This window comes from Paenibacillus tuaregi, assembly GCF_900086655.1.
GTDB classification, from domain to species: Bacteria; Bacillota; Bacilli; order Paenibacillales; family Paenibacillaceae; genus Fontibacillus; species Fontibacillus tuaregi.
This window is the reverse complement of the sequence record NZ_LT575476.1, coordinates 3,159,022-3,174,997: the sequence shown is the minus strand read 5'-3', so window position 1 is coordinate 3,174,997 and position 15,976 is coordinate 3,159,022. Positions and strand designations below refer to the sequence as shown.

The 15,976-nt window shown below is 47.9% G+C and carries 16 protein-coding genes; 14 read left to right on the top strand and 2 right to left on the bottom strand.

All coding sequences use genetic code 11. The features are described 5' to 3' along the window. Positions 1 to 71: 71 nt before the first annotated feature. The 5 genes from BN6628_RS14235 (at position 72) to BN6628_RS14215 (ending at position 3,715) form a co-directional block, all read left to right on the top strand. Positions 72 to 830 (top strand): TrmB family transcriptional regulator, encoded by a 759-nt coding sequence (locus tag BN6628_RS14235; RefSeq protein WP_068618500.1) that lies wholly within the window; start codon positions 72 to 74, stop codon positions 828 to 830. Positions 831 to 1,009: 179 nt separating this feature from the next. Next, positions 1,010 to 2,203 (top strand): MFS transporter, encoded by a 1,194-nt coding sequence (locus BN6628_RS14230; RefSeq protein WP_082926915.1) that lies wholly within the window; start codon positions 1,010 to 1,012, stop codon positions 2,201 to 2,203. Between the two features lie 45 nt (positions 2,204 to 2,248). Further along, positions 2,249 to 2,659 carry a hypothetical protein gene (locus BN6628_RS14225; protein ID WP_148449281.1) on the top strand — a complete coding sequence of 137 codons (411 nt, stop codon included), beginning with the start codon at positions 2,249 to 2,251 and terminating at the stop codon, positions 2,657 to 2,659. A 131-nt stretch (positions 2,660 to 2,790) separates the two neighbouring features. After that, entirely contained in the window at positions 2,791 to 3,240 is a 450-nt protein-coding gene (locus tag BN6628_RS14220) for a MarR family winged helix-turn-helix transcriptional regulator (RefSeq protein WP_068618497.1), read from the top strand. Positions 3,241 to 3,316: 76 nt separating this feature from the next. After that, positions 3,317 to 3,715 (top strand): DoxX family protein, encoded by a 399-nt coding sequence (locus tag BN6628_RS14215; RefSeq protein WP_068618495.1) that lies wholly within the window; start codon positions 3,317 to 3,319, stop codon positions 3,713 to 3,715. A 142-nt stretch (positions 3,716 to 3,857) separates the two neighbouring features. Here BN6628_RS14215 and BN6628_RS14210 read toward each other — a convergent pair whose 3' ends face one another. Further along, complete coding sequence (locus BN6628_RS14210; protein WP_068618493.1) at positions 3,858 to 4,937, bottom strand: permease; 1,080 nt, start codon at positions 4,935 to 4,937, stop codon at positions 3,858 to 3,860. A gap of 187 nt (positions 4,938 to 5,124) precedes the next feature. Between BN6628_RS14210 and selD the strand changes: the two genes are divergently transcribed. From selD to BN6628_RS14175, 7 genes are all read left to right on the top strand, one after another. Beyond that, entirely contained in the window at positions 5,125 to 6,186 is a 1,062-nt protein-coding gene (gene selD, locus BN6628_RS14205) for a selenide, water dikinase SelD (RefSeq protein ID WP_068618491.1), read from the top strand. Between the two features lie 57 nt (positions 6,187 to 6,243). Beyond that, positions 6,244 to 7,305 carry a tRNA 2-selenouridine(34) synthase MnmH gene (gene mnmH, locus BN6628_RS14200; protein WP_068618489.1) on the top strand — a complete coding sequence of 354 codons (1,062 nt, stop codon included), beginning with the start codon at positions 6,244 to 6,246 and terminating at the stop codon, positions 7,303 to 7,305. A gap of 243 nt (positions 7,306 to 7,548) precedes the next feature. Then, positions 7,549 to 7,800, top strand: coding sequence for a DUF2164 domain-containing protein (locus BN6628_RS14195; RefSeq protein WP_068618488.1), 252 nt, complete (start codon positions 7,549 to 7,551; stop codon positions 7,798 to 7,800). A gap of 71 nt (positions 7,801 to 7,871) precedes the next feature. After that, positions 7,872 to 8,255, top strand: coding sequence for a nuclear transport factor 2 family protein (locus BN6628_RS14190; RefSeq protein ID WP_068618486.1), 384 nt, complete (start codon positions 7,872 to 7,874; stop codon positions 8,253 to 8,255). 219 nt (positions 8,256 to 8,474) lie between these two features. Then, on the top strand, positions 8,475 to 8,876 hold the full coding sequence (locus BN6628_RS14185; RefSeq protein ID WP_068618484.1) for an NUDIX hydrolase: 402 nt from the start codon (positions 8,475 to 8,477) through the stop codon (positions 8,874 to 8,876). A 222-nt stretch (positions 8,877 to 9,098) separates the two neighbouring features. Further along, the gene (locus tag BN6628_RS14180) at positions 9,099 to 10,376 is read left to right on the top strand and encodes an ArnT family glycosyltransferase (RefSeq protein WP_068618482.1); all 1,278 of its coding nucleotides are present in this window, start codon (positions 9,099 to 9,101) and stop codon (positions 10,374 to 10,376) included. Between the two features lie 433 nt (positions 10,377 to 10,809). Then, entirely contained in the window at positions 10,810 to 12,333 is a 1,524-nt protein-coding gene (locus BN6628_RS14175) for a polysaccharide lyase 6 family protein (RefSeq protein ID WP_068618480.1), read from the top strand. 122 nt (positions 12,334 to 12,455) lie between these two features. Here BN6628_RS14175 and BN6628_RS14170 read toward each other — a convergent pair whose 3' ends face one another. Next, positions 12,456 to 13,634 carry an MFS transporter gene (locus tag BN6628_RS14170; RefSeq protein ID WP_235847735.1) on the bottom strand — a complete coding sequence of 393 codons (1,179 nt, stop codon included), beginning with the start codon at positions 13,632 to 13,634 and terminating at the stop codon, positions 12,456 to 12,458. A 317-nt stretch (positions 13,635 to 13,951) separates the two neighbouring features. Between BN6628_RS14170 and BN6628_RS14165 the strand changes: the two genes are divergently transcribed. Continuing rightward, positions 13,952 to 14,533 (top strand): TetR/AcrR family transcriptional regulator, encoded by a 582-nt coding sequence (locus tag BN6628_RS14165; RefSeq protein WP_068618479.1) that lies wholly within the window; start codon positions 13,952 to 13,954, stop codon positions 14,531 to 14,533. A 129-nt stretch (positions 14,534 to 14,662) separates the two neighbouring features. Beyond that, a complete protein-coding gene (locus BN6628_RS14160) occupies positions 14,663 to 15,916 on the top strand; it encodes a nitric oxide synthase oxygenase (RefSeq protein WP_082926914.1) in 1,254 nt (417 codons plus the stop codon). Positions 15,917 to 15,976: the final 60 nt, after the last annotated feature.

The window sequence follows — 15,976 nt, the reverse complement described above, 5'->3', positions numbered from 1 at the left end:
CCGGGGGTGAATAGTACGGGGCAATCGTTTTGTGGTACAGTAATAAAAAATCATGGAACGAGGTCAAAGCAATGCTGCAAAAGTTCGGATTCTCTCAATATGAGAGTAAAGTATATGAGGCGCTGGCCTCCAGTTCACAACCGCTTGATGCGAGTATGATTGTTAAATATTCGGGTGTGCCGAAGGCGAAGATTTATGAAGTTATCTCAAGAATGGTAGAGAAAGGGATGGTTCTAGAGACCATTTCTGAGAAAAAAAAGCTGTATGCTTCCCTGCCGATCCATCTGGTGGTTGAGAAGCTGACTGCCGAGTTTCAGACAGATATTGAGCAGCTGGAGCAGCACAAAATCAAAAAAGAACTGGTGGACGACCATGTATGGAGTCTGAAAGCCGATACTTCCATTGAGACTCAATTGAAGCAGGCGATGATGGAAGCCGGAAAGTCTATCCGTTTCTCTGCCTGGAAAGATGACTTCCAGAAGTATCTGCCTCTGTTGGAAGAAAAGGAAAGCCAAGGGATTTTAGTGGAGGCGCTCGTGGTCGGAGATTTGAAATGCGGCCTCTCTAATCTTGTAACTATGCAGCCTAATGAGGAACACACTTTGCTTGAAAGATTCAGGCTGCTCATTGTGGACGATCTGGAAGTCATCTTTGCCGGGGTTGAGGATGAGGCCTGGCAGGCGATTAAGACGAGATCCCAGCCGTTTGTTCGTGTTTTTACAGACTATTTCTATCATGACGTGCTGCTCACCAAGATTACAACCAAGTACAAGGATGTTCTGTCCAAGGACAAGGAAATCATGGCCCAGTTGCTGCAATTAAGATATTAGCGGATAGCGCCAGTTGGATTCATATAAAATATGGATAGATTTACAAGGCGGATAGATCAGTTCTATCCGCCTTTTTTGTGCCTGCTCAAAATAGGCTTGCCGACAAACGGGAAATAGGTTACTATTTCGGTAGTAACCAAGTGACGGATGATCGCAACTATGAGAGGAGCATAAGCAATATGAATTTCAAGATTTACATTCTTGCCCTGGCTTGTTTTGTAACTGGCACCGTGGAGCTAATCGTAGGAGGCATCTTAGATTTGATCGCAAATGATCTGAGCATCTCCTTAAGCACGGCGGGCCAATTAATTACCTTATACTCGGTTATATTCGCGATATCGGGGCCTTTGCTGCTGGCAGCCACTTCTAAGATAGAGCGTAAGAAGCTGTATCAAATGGCGCTGCTTGTTTTTATTATCGGAAATGTTCTATCCACTCTGAGTCCCAATTTTATAGTCATGTTGGCAGCTAGAGTTCTCTCAGCGGCCAGTAGTTCGCTGATTGTGGTCTTATCCATAACCATGGCCTCGCAGATGGCTGAACCCAGCCATAGAGCCAGAGCTATCGGCATTATTTATATGGGGGTAAGCGGCTCGCTGGTGCTTGGGGTTCCGCTGGGCATGATGCTGGGGAACGCGTTTGGCTGGCGTGCGCCTTTCCTGATGATCTCAATTCTGTCCGCATTGTCGATGGTGGCTATTCAAGTTTTCATAACCAAAACGCCGCCGGCAGCTACAGTTCCACTTAAGGAGCAGCTGAAATCACTGAAGAGTGGAAAAATCATTTTCGGGCAGCTGATCTCTGTACTGATGCTTACCGGGCATTTGACGTTATATGCTTATTTAACTCCGTTTCTTCAGGAGACCTTACACATCAATGCTTCACTACTGAGTCTTTTCTATTTCATATTCGGAATCGCGGCGGTATTTGGCGGGGGAATTGGCGGATGGGTTACCGATAAATTTGGAGCGGAAAAGAGTATTCTGGCTATCGTAAGCATCTTCGCTGTAGTTATGTTTCTAATGCCAATATCCACGGTATCTATGTATGTTTGTATGCTGGTCATGATGATTTGGAGCATGCTTAGCTGGTCGATCTCTCCATCCTTGCAAAGTTATCTGATTAAGTCGGCACCGGAATCGGCTAATATCCAGTTGAGTCTGAACAGTTCCGCCTTGCATATCGGGATTGCTCTAGGCTCTGCAGTCGGAGGTATTGTAATTGAGAAGTCCACGGTGTATTACAACGCCTGGGTCGGAGTAGGATTTGTGCTGTTAGCCCTTGCTGCAGCTGTACTGTCCATTAAGTCATCGGCAAGACCAGAGCCGAGAGCGGCTGTTAGCAGCTCATCCGGAATCAATCAATCAGCTTGAATGGAGGGGAATCCCGCAGCCGAAAGGTTCGGTTGTAGGGCTCAAATGAATGAACTGTACCATGATGAGAGCGCAAAATGTATGGCCTTGACTCTGCTCATGATGCCCGGGCCTAATCCCGGTTCCATATCCAGCCCAATGGACACAGAAGATAGTGCTCTGGCCGGCTTCTATCGCCAGCTTGACAGTTTGAGAGAAGATTCCTGTGTCCATGAGCTCCTGATTCACGGAAATTTTGATTTGCTTGCACCTGAAGATGCCCAAATCTTCGCTTATGAGCGTTGCCTGAAAGGGAAAAGGCTGTCCCTGATCGCTAATTGGAGCTCAGAACCTGTAACGTGCAGGATGACAACCGATTTGGCGGACGGGGTGGTTCTGGCTGCCGTCTATTCCGATACCCATCCTTCCGAGACGATGCTGCTCCGTCCTTATGAGGCTTTTGCAGTCCTAAAATAATCTGAAGAAGCCGCGTGAACCAGCACGCGGCTGTTTTTATGAAAATAGGTATTGACAAAAGAAGAAATCCATAATATCTTTAATTAAAGATATTTGTTGCAGTGAATAATATTGTGAGGAGGTGAATGGACATGGCTTTTGAAATCGGAGATGAAGAGAGCATATCATTGAAGACCTTCGTAGTTCTCTCGAAGGCGTATAAAGCGGTCATGGACCGGGCGGTGAAGGATATGAAGAAGTACGGCTTGTCTCCTTCTGAATTTACGATTCTTGAAGTGCTGTACACGAAGGGCAGAATTCCACTCCAGCAGATTGCGGAGAAGATTCTGATTACCAGCGGTACGATTACTTATAACATTGATAAGCTGGAGAAGAAGAAGTATATCCGCAGGGTTCCTTGTGAAGAGGACCGCAGAGTTATCTTTGCTGAACTTACAGCGGAGGGCAATGAGTTGTTTGACCGGATTTTCCCTGAGCACGCCTCAACGATTCATGCTTTAACCGAAGGACTGTCTGCAGATGAGAAGCAGGAAGCGATCCGTTTGCTTAAGAAGCTGGGTAGAGGGGCGGAGAAACGTTAGTTGAGCTAACGGATTTTCTCTGTCATAAATCTTTAATTGAAGATTATTAATTTAAAAATATTGGAGGATGATTAAGATGATGGCATTAGGGATATTGGTGATTCGTATAGTAGTAGGATTGTTGTTTGTGGGGCACGGGGCACAGAAGCTGTTCGGTTGGTTTGGCGGTCATGGTATTAAAGGAACAGCCGGCTGGATGGAGTCGATCGGCATGAAACCAGGTGTAGCAATGGCTGTCCTCGGCGGACTTATGGAGCTCATTGGAGGAGTTCTGCTTGCAGCAGGCTTATTCACTCCTGTGGCAGCTGTTCTGATTGTATTGACCATGCTCGGGGCTATTGCTAAGGTTCACGGTAAGAACGGGATTTGGGCGACCGCGAACGGTTACGAATACCCGTTGGTGCTGATCGCTGTAGTGATAGGAATCGCGCTAACCGGTGCGGGAGATTACTCGCTGGACGCTTTGATCAAATAAGATGAGCTTTGTGCTTATCATTAAAAAATTTAGGGAACCCTCCTGCGCGAGGGTTCTTATTACGCTTGATTCCAATCGTGTCGGGCTATATCAAAGAAGGCTCCTTTCACCCGTGGGTGAGGAGCCTTTTTACATGTTGAAATTATAAGATAACTGCGCTTATAGCTCCGCAGAGCAGGCCTAACACGATAACGGAACCGGTGACAAACCATACCACCCTGCGGGGGAATGACCGGTAGACCATCAGCAGGGACGGAAGACTGATAGACGGGAGAGTAATCAGCAAGGCCCCGGCTACGCCAGTACCGAAGCCGAATGACAGGAACGTGCCGATAATTGGAATTTCAGCGGCAGTCGGGATGACGAATAAGGTACCGGCAATGGCGAAGATGACGATGGCCAGAACCGTGTTCATCCCATGCGCTCCAAGAGCCGGGAACATCCACGCCCGTGCTGCACCGAGCACAAGAACGGTGATCAGGTAAGCGGGCACGATCGTCAGGAGCAGCGTCCCCACACTTCTAAGCCAGAGGGTCAGGAATGAGCCTGATGGCTCGTCCGGCTGGTCAACTGCCTCCTGAACTTGTTCAGGAATGGGAGCTTGTCCCGCAAGCCTGCCGGCGAAATAGCTCACTGCGAAAGTAAGGATTAAACCAAATCCGATCCGCATCAATGTGAATTTCCATGACAGCACAAAGGTCATGAAGATTAAGGTTGCCGGATTAAGCACCGGGTTGCCGAGCCAGAAGGCCAGGGCCGCGCCGACAGACACATTCTTCTTGCGAAGGCCTACTGCAATCGGAGCCGCACAGCAGGTGCACATCATGGCTGGGAGCGAGGCGATTCCGCCAAGGGCTGTGCTTTTGAAGCCAGCTTTGCCAAGTGCTTTGAGCAGCCATTTTGCGGGAAGCAGGACTTGAACCAAGGACCCGAGCAGGATTCCGAGCACGGCAGCCTTCCATACGGATTTGAAATAGTCCACGGCATAATCCCAGGCGGATTGAAACGAAGGAGCCGGTGCGGCAGCCTGATCTCCCGTAAGAATGGATGAGCCGATGGTGTGCTCGGCCGCAGCTTTAAGGGCCTTGAAATAGTAAGGCCACCATTTAACATAAGTAAGTCCTACAATGGCAATGATGACGAATAGCATCGTAAACCATACCTTTTTGGAACCGGACGGGCGTTTGTCTTTAAGTAATGAGTTGTCAGCATGGGATGACATAACGCGAAATAACCTCCGTTTATAGTAAATTTCAAGATTCAAATTATAGCATGTGGAAATTAATAAAGTAACTTATTTTTTGTGCCAATTGTTGAATTGGTGTAAAATTAATCGTACTGCATGATTCGTGAGTCTGCGTTATGATGTAGGATGATGACCTATTCTAACTTTAAGGAGCTGAGTCAACATGTCTCAAGCTGGAAATATAAAATTGACTTCACTCTCCTCCAAAGGGGGATGCGGCTGCAAAATCGGTCCGGCCGATTTAATGCAGGTTCTGCGCACATTGCCACCTGCGGTACATGATCCCAACCTCCTGGTCGGAACGGACACGAGTGATGATGCCGGAGTATACCGTCTTACGGATGACATTGCCCTCGTTCAGACACTGGACTTTTTCACACCGATTGTGGACGACCCTTATTCGTTCGGACAGATCGCAGCGGCCAATGCGCTCAGTGATATTTATGCCATGGGCGGGAAACCATTGACTGTTCTTAATATTGTAGCCTTCCCTATTTCCGTGCTGGACAAAAGCATCCTGGCGGATATTCTGCGCGGCGCAGGCGATAAGGTGAAGGAAGCAGGCGCCACGCTTGTCGGCGGCCACTCCATTGATGACAAGGAGCCTAAATTCGGCTTATCGGTAACTGGAACGGTTCATCCGGATAAGGTTCGAACCAATGCGGCCGCCCAGGCGGGCGATCATTTGATTCTTACCAAACCGATTGGCGTCGGCATCCTGACAACTTCCATTAAGAAGGACCAGCTGACCGAAGAAGAAACAGCCCGTGTGGTATCAGTCATGTCAACCTTGAATAAGACCGCTGCCGAGATCATGGAGCCTTATGAGGTTCATGCCTGCACGGATGTGACGGGCTTCGGCCTGCTCGGACATGCTTCCGAGATGGCTAAAGGCAGCGGGCTAGGTCTGGTTATTCGCAAGAATGACGTTCCCGTGCTGCCAAGAGTACGGGAGCTGGCCGAGAGTGGCTTCATTCCTGGCGGAACGAAGAATAATTTTGCCCATTTGGAAGGAAGCATCCTGTTCCCTGAGCAGTTGGATCAGATTGACCGGTATATTCTTTGTGATGCGGTAACCTCAGGCGGGCTTCTGATTTCTGTTGCTCCGCATCAGAGCAGTCAACTGCTGGATGAACTGCGTGGGGCAGGGGTGGAAGCCGCTGTGATTGGCGAGGTCACGGGGGAGCATCCGGGACAGATCAAGGTAACGGCCGAAAGTCTGTAAGCTAGGGCTCGGATGTTGGGTGGAACAGGCAGTTAACAACAAGAGGTGGGATTAGCGTTGTTTCAAGATATTACGTTAGAAGAGTTAAGAGAGCTGAAGCAGAAGAAGAAGCTGACGGTGATCGATGTTCGTTCTCCTTCTGAATATGAGGATTCCACGCTCCCTGGCAGTCTGAATATTCCCTTGTTTAATGATGAAGAACGGGCGGAGGTCGGCACGCTGTACAAGCAGACCAGTGTTCAGGCAGCCAAGGATAAGGGGCTTGAGATCGTCTCTGCCAAGCTGCCGGCTTTTATCCGTGAGTTCGGAGCGATTGAAGGGGATAAAGCGGTGTTCTGCTGGAGAGGCGGCATGAGAAGCAGGACCACTGCGACCGTGCTGTCCTTGATGGACATTCACGCCTACAGGCTGGTTGGCGGTTACAAGGCCTACCGTAAATGGGTGCTTGAAGAGCTGGAGAACTTTACGTTTAAACCCAAGTCTTTGGTTATCCATGGGAATACAGGAACTGGGAAAACTAACCTGCTGCACCGTCTTAAGAGCAAAGGTTATCCTGTGCTTGATCTGGAAGGCATGGCAGGTCACCGCGGTTCTATCTTTGGTCATATTGGGCTTAAGGCCAACAATCAGAAGACCTTTGACAGCCTGCTTCTTGAAGAACTGAAGAGACTAGAGGACGCTCCGTACGTTCTGTATGAAGCCGAGAGCAAGCGGATCGGTAAGGTAGTCATGCCTGGATTCCTGGCCGAGCAGAAAGAAAACGGCACCCAGCTGTGGATTGAAATGCCCCTCGAAGCCAGAGTGGACATTATTCTGGAGGACTACCAGCCAGAGCAGTACAAGGAGCAGTATATTGCTGCCTTCCGGCGAATCAAGTCCCGGATTCATGTTCCTATCGCCGCCGAGATTGATCGCTGCCTGCAAGCGGATAGGTTCAGGGAAGCCGTTAGGCTAATGCTGGAGCATTACTATGACCCGAAATACGACTACACTTCCCAGCAGTATGATGGGGAGGAGAAAGTAGTTTTTAAAGTGAATAACCTTGATGAGGCCGAAGCTGCAGTGATTTCATTTCTGTCCAGCCAGCCGGAAGGAGTCTCAAGTATAGTAACGGGGTAGACTCTAACTATTAATAGGTACAAGATTACGTTGTTTAAATAAGCTTCTTCCTGCTTGTTGGCCGGGGGAAGCTTATTTTTTATATTGGCCTGTCTTGATACTTGTTTGGAATCCAACCGTGAAGAGTTATGGCATCTTCTAAAAGAGGGTGGTATCCTTATTATAGAAGGGCACATTAGAGCGGTACAAAGATTATAGATCAGTCCTATAGTCATATCACATGAATAACATTGGAGGAGCCAAATGCTGCAGATTAAACTGCCTAAGGAAGACAAGGATGTCATTATTCGGAGTGTTCAAACCTATTTTGAAGAAGAACGTGGGGAGAGCATTGGGGAATTAGCAGCCGAACAGCTCATTGATTTTATGATCGGGGAGCTGGGGCCTGCTGTTTATAATAAGGCAATTGAAAATGTCAGAAAGATGATCTTCGAGAAGAACAGTCAAGTAGATGACGAACTGTACGCTCTGCAAAAACCGATTCAGCGAAGATGACGGGTATCGATCTCTCATTTTTTGAAAGTCTGTTACATACTAAATTTAGAATAGCGAGGAGTCTGACGGAAATGAACAAACCTACGAATCGGGAAGTCATTGAGCAGTACATAAGCGCCTACAATTCCTTTGATGTGGAAGGAATGATTGGCTTGATGAGTGAAGATTGTGTATTTAGGAACATTGCTGGCGGTGAGATGGACACGGAAACCAAGGGAATTCAGGAGTTCAGACAACTTGCTGAACAGTCTGCGGGTGTATTCTCAAGCCGGTGTCAGACGGTAACAAGCTATCTGGAGTCGGAGAGCGGGGCAGAGGTTGAGATCGACTATAAGGGGAAATTAGCAGTAGACCTGCCTAATGGTTTAAAGGCTGGTGACCAAATCCAGTTAAAGGGCAGGTCCAAATTTGAATTGTTGGATGGTAAACTGGTTCTAATTGAAGATTACAGCTAGGGTTTCTAACTCGTGAATAGAGATGTTGGTCAAATGGTGTTAAAAGTCCGCGTAAAGCGGATTTTTTAATGTGTCCCTGTAAGCGGCCTACTTAGGACATATGTCCTTAATAAATATGATTCAAGAATTCTGGGAGCAACAGCAACTCTAAAGAACATTTCGCACGTTTTCCTTACGTGTAAGTCAATAGTTCAACATATATTACAAGGAGGGCAAAGAATGACTACAACAATTGATAAAATTGCATGGCTGCATCTTGTAGATGGTCAGATCCTGGGGGCCCGCTCCAAAGGCAAAGACACCTATTACATTCCAGGAGGAAAAAGAGACCCGGGAGAGTCGGATGCCGACACCTTAATCCGGGAAATTAGAGAGGAGCTTTCGGTCCGGATCAAACCGGATACGATCTCACACTTTGGCACATTTGAGGCGGACGCTCACGGCAAATCAGAGGGTATCCGGGTGAAGATGGCCTGCTATCAAGCGGATTTTGAGGGTAATGTTAGTGCAGCTTCGGAAATCGAGGAGCTTAATTGGCTTGGATATAAGGATCGCGATAAGGTGTCTCCGGTGAGCCAGATCATTTTTGACCGGCTGCATGAACTGAAGCTGCTGAAGTAGCCAGATCGAAGTTGAATCCGAGCAGCGATAAGCGTCTTGTCTGATTCAGAAGAAGCGAAGCGTTCGCCTTTATGACCGGAATACTACCTTATAAATCGAATTGAGAAGTTCAACTTATACAGTGTCTTTTTGCTGCGAAAAAAGCTAATATAGTTAATGGATATAATAAGATGATCTGAACTTACCATTACGGAGTTAGATCAGTAACGAAAGAGAGAGACAATGGGGAATAAGCGGGATAGGTTCCTGATGTGGACCTGCTTGATTGTGTTTGTGTTAAGTCTGCTGGTTATGATTATCCATGGTAATACACTGCTGTTAGGAAGCTTAAATAAGCTGGATAATGATGATGTGCGTTATATTCGAAGCGGCCGGTATCTGCTGGAGACCGGACATTTGATTTATTATAATCCGGTAACGACTCCTTCCGCATTTATTATGCCTGGGCTGCCGTTGCTTCTTGCCGGGGTAATGAGCATCTTTGGCACGGGCGAAGCGGGCATTTATGCTTTCCGGGTTCTTCAAGCCCTCATGACGGTTGCGACCGTGGCCGTGTTATACAGCTGTTCATTGAAACTGTTTAATAGGCAGGCCGCTAGAATTGCTGCCGTAGCGGCTGCTGCTTATGTGCCCTTGTATTATGCGGGGAATTTGGTGCTGACGGAAACGGCCTTCACGCTGACTTCCGTATTGATTCTGTACTGTTTCATTGTGGCCTTAGACAAGGGGAGAGTCTGTGATTATATCCTGCTGGGATTATCTATTGCCGCAGCCATTTATTTCAGACCGACCGCAGCCCTGCTTCCGCTGGCTATAGGAGCAGTCTGGCTGCTGAAGAAGTACAAATTCAAGACGATGCTCAAGCATACGGTAGTTCTATCTTTGACGATTGGAGTCTTTCTGGCTCCATGGTGGATCAGAAATTACCAGGTCTTTCATCAGTTTATTCCGCTAACGAACTCGTCAGCGAATCCTCTGCTGCTCGGTATGCTGATCAACGGTAATGAGCCAGCGGATTTTATCCGGGACCATCCTCAGATCTATGATACGTACCGTCACGGCAGTGAGCAGCAGCAGAAGGAATTGGCCTGGATGATATTTAGATATCAGCTGACACATCATCCGTTTATTTATGGGGCCTGGCTGTTGTTCGGGAAGCTGATCCGGCTCGTCATTCTCCCGTTCTACTGGGCGCCCGTGATGGGAGTCCCTTTCTGGCTGACCGGCTTGCAGCACTTAGGCTATTTGGCTCTAGCTATTGTTGGGCTGTGGAGGATGCTTAAGCTGAGCGCTCAAAGGTTTATAAGCTTATTTGCGGTTACAGCTTATTTCATTATTATCTACCTGCCTTTTATTACGATGGAGCGTTATTTCTACCCGACCATGCTTCTAATGATGATTCCGCTAGCTTATGCAGTTCAGAGCATGATTGAGAATCGTCAGAACAAGCAGAAGGGGCAGACTGGTTCATCCAGCTATGATGTGAACCTGGGCGCATAGTTAAAAGCCAACATTTACTTGGATATAAGTGCTTACTCTTGGTAGAAGGCGCTTGTATCCTTTTTTATTTAAATGAAATCTAATTAAAATGAAGGCAGGGTGTTCCAATTCTGCTGAGTTACCTTAAAAATTTTGTTATATAAAATGAACTGATGAAAGTCATCCTTTAGGGGCGCTGCGATGCCGAGTGTTCTTACGACCCCTGTTGTCTCCGAAATGCTTGAACTAGAATCCAAGTAGGGGCATTTCGGTGACAAAGGCGGACGCTCCGCTTCTTCAGAATCACTCGGGATCGAAGCTGAGAACGGGAAATTCTAAAGTTCATTTTATATAGGTGGAAATATTTTCATCAAAGCGTAACCTTTTCTGACTTTGGATAGTCTAATGTGATGGGAAAAACTAGTTCGATCACTTACATAAAGGATGTGCGATTATGAATGTTCGTCAGCGGTTTATTTCAAAAGTGGTTTGTCTAGGGATGGTTATCATGCTGCTACCCATTCACGGCTATGCCGCCGAATCAGTGGCTCCATTAGAACTTAGGAATAAGGAGGAATCTATCCCTTGGAAGGACGCAAATAATGGTCTAGTACAGGTATCCAATTCTCAAGAGCTGCTTTCTGCTTTAAAGAGTGCCAAGCCTGGTCAGACCATTGTGCTGGCTAACGGGAGTTATACGGCTAAGGAATTTGAGCTTATTAATGTTAAAGGAACCGAGCACCAGCCGGTGTTAATTAAGGCGGCGAATCTAGGAAAGGCAGTTATTACAGGTAAAACATCATTTGAGATTAGGGACTCTTCATATGTCACGATTGAAGGATTAAAGTTTACGAATTCTGCTTCTAAGGGAGTGCTGCTGAACGGATCAAACCACATTCGAATCACCCGTAATCAGTTTGCCTTGGCAGCAACCGGTTCCGCAAGCACATGGCTGCAGGTAAGCGGGTTGAACAGTCATCATAACCGTATTGACCATAATGATTTCGGGCACAAGTCAGACAAGAATCCTCTGATCGGGTATGAAGGGGATGGGAAAGGGAACATTTCACAGCACGATGTGATTGAATATAACTACTTCCATGATATCGGGCCATGGGTCTCAAACGGAAAAGAAACGATTCGTCTCGGCTTATCCAAAATCTCACTGTCTCACGGATACAACGTAATTCAATACAATTTGTTTGAGAATGCGGACGGCGAGCCGGAGATGGTCTCCGTCAAGAGCAGCAGCAACACGGTCCGGTATAATACGTTTAAGACATCAAAGGGTGGCTTGACCTCTAGACATGGGCATAATAACAGCTTCTACGGGAACTTCTTCCTAGGGGATGGCAAGGAACCGGAACAAGCGGGGATTCGGGTATACGGTAATGATCATAAGATTTATAACAACTATATGGAGAAGTTGACCGACTACTCTATTATCCTCGACAGCGGTGATTTTGATGGGGGCTCCAAGGGTAATCCGGCAAATCCAAGTAAGGATGATCTGAAAGCCCAATGGAAAGTTTACCGGGCAATGGTAGTTAACAACACGATTGTTAACAGTGCTTCCGGGATTACAATTGGATCAGGTAAGGAGTATGATCCTCAGGATAGCATAGTGGCTAATAATATTGTAATGAAATCAGGCAGTGTCTTGTTTAACGAGGCAGCTACAACAAATACCCGGTTTGAAGGAAACATCGGTTATGGGGGGAAACTGACCAACAAGGATCGAAAGAAAGATGAAATCTGGAATACGAATCCCCAGTTCATGACGATAAACGGGCTTCAGAAGATAAGTTCATCCAGCCCAGCTGTTGATTATGCCAAAGGCAGTTATGTATTTGTAAAAGAAGACGTGGACGGTGAATTGAGAAATAAGAACGATGCGGGTGCTGATGAATATTCGAACGCCTCCTCTTTTGTGAACCATCCGTTAACCACCAAAGAGGTAGGTCCAAGCGCTCCATAACATGTACCCGTTAAATCCTTACCCTAAAGGCTGGCACGAAATGTGCCAGCCTTTTGTTGTTCATTCACCGCAAAGATGATGATATAGTGGCTTCATAGTATTAGACATCTGATATATATGAGTCATCTCTTGCGCGTTAGCGCCCAGAACAAGAGGGCAAGCAGGCTGACCATGGCTCCCAGCCCACATACTCCATACCACCCGTTGCTGGCATATATATGGGTAGATGAGATGGACCCAGCTGCACTGCCGAGGGAGTAGAAGATCATATACCCAGCTGTAAGCCTGCTCCGGGCTTCCGGCCGTGTGGCCAGAATCAAGGTTTGATTCGTAACATGTACCGCCTGTACAGCGAAATCGAGCAGGATTATTCCTAGGACCAGCACAAACAAAGATTGGTGCACGAGGCTGATGGGGAACCAGGAAACCAGCAGCAGGGCCAAGGCGAGGCCGGTAGTGCGCTGCCCCAATCCCCGGTCCGCCAGCCGTCCTGCTCTAGAAGCGCCAAGTGCTCCAGCGGCCCCTGCCAGCCCAAATGCTCCAATGCCACTATGGGATAGAGAGAGCGGAGGGCTGCTTAAAGGGAGGACGAGTGAAGTCCATAAGATGCTGAAAGCGGCAAAGATCAGCAGAGCGAGCACGGCCCGGATTCGTAGAATCGGCTCTTCCAAGAAGAGCTGAAGCACAGAGCGAAGCAGTTGGAGATAAGAGATTCTCTTGGCTGTGGCGGTTGGCTTAGGAAGCAGTAAGCTTAGTACACCAGCTAAAATCAAAGTTAGACAGGCTGAGGCAAGATAGACAGATCTCCAGCCGGCCAGGTCAGTCAAGGTTCCCGCAAAGGTTCTTGCCAGCAGGATGCCGATCACAACACCACTTGTGACCATTCCAACGATCCTGCCCCGTTCGGCCGGCTTTGCGAGATCTGCCGCAAAGGCAACGAGAGTTTGGGTTACCACGGCAAGCAGGCCGATGACAGCCATCCCGGCAAACAGCATACTCTCATTACGTGAAAACCCGACAATCAATAGGGCTACCACAGAGATTAGCATTTGCAGGGGGATGAGCCGATGACGGTTAAGCAGGTCACCCAGCGGAACGAGAAGCAGGAGTCCAGCTGCATAACAGAGCTGTGTAACTGTAATCACAGAACCAACCCAAGCAGGCTCCATACCGAATTCCAGGGCCATCGCATCCAGCAGCGGCTGGGCGAAATATATATTGGCTACGGCAAGCCCGGCGGCCACGGCAAACAGCAGCGCCAACCGGGGAGACAAATACCCGGCCGGAGCGGATAAAGCGATGGCTTGATCTCTTAAATCTTCATGGATGCCAGATCTTAAATCGTCGTTGCATCGATCGGATCTTCCGCTTTCTTTTTGATTTTCGTTTAGATTGTGAGTGTGCAATCTTCTCCCTCCCAGTCAACATATTGTGCCGATGAGTATATTATACCGAACGGTACAATTTGATTTTAGCTAACTATAAATTGTCAGAAGGTTATTTGTCAATCCTGACTTTTCAAGATGGATTCCAATGTTCACTTCATTGACAATTGACAAGGAAGAGCGGCGATGCCTACACTCATTACATACCGTTCGATATGAAAAGAGGGTTCGAAATGGTGAGAAAGCGTGAATTTGATGAGGAGCAAGCCTTGGACGCGGCAATGAGGCTCTTTTGGGAGAAGGGATACGAGGCTTCTTCTTTAAGCGATTTGACGGCCGCCATGGGGATTCAACGGCCGAGTCTATATCTTGCTTTTGGCGATAAACAAGGACTCTATGAAAAAGCGTTAAACAGATATACCACGGCTCATGAGGAGACAGTCCGCGGTGTGCTTGAGAAGGGGGCCTTTGTACGTGAAGCATTTCGGGCTTTGTTCGAAGAGACCATCCGTACGGGGGATGAAGATGAAGCCATACGAGGCTGCTTTTGCATCAATACGATCGTAGAGCTTGCCCCGCATAATGTCAGATTTGAACAAATGTCCCTTGAGCATCAGCTTCGGCTTGCTTCAATCTTTGAGGAGACGCTGCAGAGGGGAATACAATCGGGTGAACTCGATTCAGCTATGGACATCTCTACTACAGCGCGCTCTTTGCTAATCTCGTTTATTGGCTTGACCGTTCTAATGAAGTCCAGTCCTGACCCGGCATTTATGAATAGCGCCCTAGATGGCATACTTTCTTTAATCCGGTAACTAAGCTTGGTAAGCCTTAATTGAGCTATGAATTAAATCACAGCAGAACATAAGGGAAGAATGTACTGTGAGTTGGATGAACAGCCCGAAGCAGATTTTATCTAGATTTGGTTGAAAGCAGGGAAAGCAATGTTACTACCGAGGGACAATACGATGTGGCAAGAAGCTGAACAATTTATCCGAATTTGTTACCAAGAGCTGGGGAAATCCTCCCCGGAGACGGAGAACAGGCTTGCTTTAATAAAACAGGACTTACAAAGGCATGGCTCATACACACATACCTATGAAGAATTGGTCCATGGCGCTAAGATGGCTTGGCGCAACAGTGCCAAATGTGTTGGACGGTTATTCTGGCCTTCTCTTGAAGTGTTGGATAGAAGGGACGTATCTACTGAAGCCGGGGTAGCTGAAGCGCTGCTTCAGCACATGGAATGGGCGACTAATCATGGGCGGCTCCGGCCTTTGATGACTCTGTTTGCGCCTTTGCATGAGGGGAAGACACCGGTCCGAATCTGGAATCATCAGCTAATCCGCTACGCTGGATATGAGACAGAGCATGGAGTTATCGGAGATCCCGCTTCAACCGCATTGACGAAGGAATGCCTGAAGCTGGGCTGGCGGGGAGAAGGCACACCATTTGATGTGCTGCCGCTAGTGATTCAGTTGGGTGATCGGAAGCCCCAATGGTTTCCTATTCCTGAGTCATATATTTTGGAGGTTCCTTTGGTGCATCCCGAGGTAGCGGCATTTGCAGATCTGGGACTACGTTGGTATGCCGTGCCCATGATATCGGATATGAGGCTGGAGATTGGGGGCATAACCTACCCGGCTGCGCCTTTTAATGGCTGGTACATGGAGACAGAGATCGGTGCAAGGAATCTTGCCGATGTTCATAGGTACAACATGCTGCCGGCTGTAGCCGAGGTGTTCGGTCTGGATATGACCACGAACACTTCCCTGTGGAAGGATCGGGCGCTTGTTGAGTTGAATCGGGCCGTGCTGCATTCCTTCAAGCAACAAGGAGTCAGTATTGTGGATCATCATACGGCTTCGGATCAGTTCATCCGTTTTGCGAAGCAGGAGGAAGAGGCCGGAAGGACTGTGTCCGGCCGTTGGTCGTGGCTGATCCCCCCGATGTCCCCGGCCGCAACTCAGATCTGGCATAACAGTTATAATGATTTGCAGGTGAAACCCAGTCTGGAGTATCAGACAGCTCCTTATTTGATAGGGCCGGCGAATCACGCGGAGCAGCCAGAGAAGCCAGAGCACCCTATGCGCCCGGGGCAGGATAATGGTGCTGCTGATTTCCCAAGCCAGAAGAACTCCGGAGCACCTTCTGTAGAAGCTGGTGCAGCCTTACGCTGCCCATTTCACAAGGAGTAGGGAGATTAGGCCCTAGAGAATGACTAACCGTTCATATTTACATAAGGAATCTTCTTGTTT